Raw genomic sequence first — 304 nt, 5'->3', positions numbered from 1 at the left:
TCGACACCCCACCCCGACCTTCAACCGAGAGGAATCACGATGACCAACCCGTTCGACGACGAGAACGGACGTTTCTACGTCCTGGTGAACGACGAGAACCAGCATTCGCTGTGGCCGACGTTCGCCGAGATCCCGGCCGGCTGGACCACGGTGTTCGGTGAGGACACCCGGGCGGCATGCCTGGATTATGTGGAGCGGAACTGGACGGACCTGCGGCCACAGAGCCTGATCGACGCGATGGCGGCCGACCGGGCGACGTCCGACGGCTGACCGTCGTTGTCCACGTCGCGATGCCGTGACGCCG

General features: G+C 65.5%; 1 protein-coding gene. It reads left to right on the top strand.

What is annotated here, in order from left to right; translation table 11 throughout:
- Positions 1–39 precede the first annotated feature (39 nt).
- Positions 40–270 carry an MbtH family protein gene (locus VZC37_RS12030; RefSeq protein WP_330432731.1) on the top strand — a complete coding sequence of 77 codons (231 nt, stop codon included), beginning with the start codon at positions 40–42 and terminating at the stop codon, positions 268–270.
- The last annotated feature ends 34 nt before the right edge of the window (positions 271–304 follow it).

The sequence above is a fragment of the Gordonia sesuvii genome, from assembly GCF_036350415.1.
Taxonomy (GTDB): domain Bacteria; phylum Actinomycetota; class Actinomycetes; order Mycobacteriales; family Mycobacteriaceae; genus Gordonia; species Gordonia sesuvii.
This window is presented reverse-complemented; position numbering and strand designations above follow the sequence as displayed.

What these genes read in the sequence shown, in the direction of transcription:
- VZC37_RS12030 (WP_330432731.1), top strand. Translation starts at nt 40, where the DNA reads ATGACCAACCCGTTCGACGACGAGAACGGACGTTTCTACGTCCTGGTG.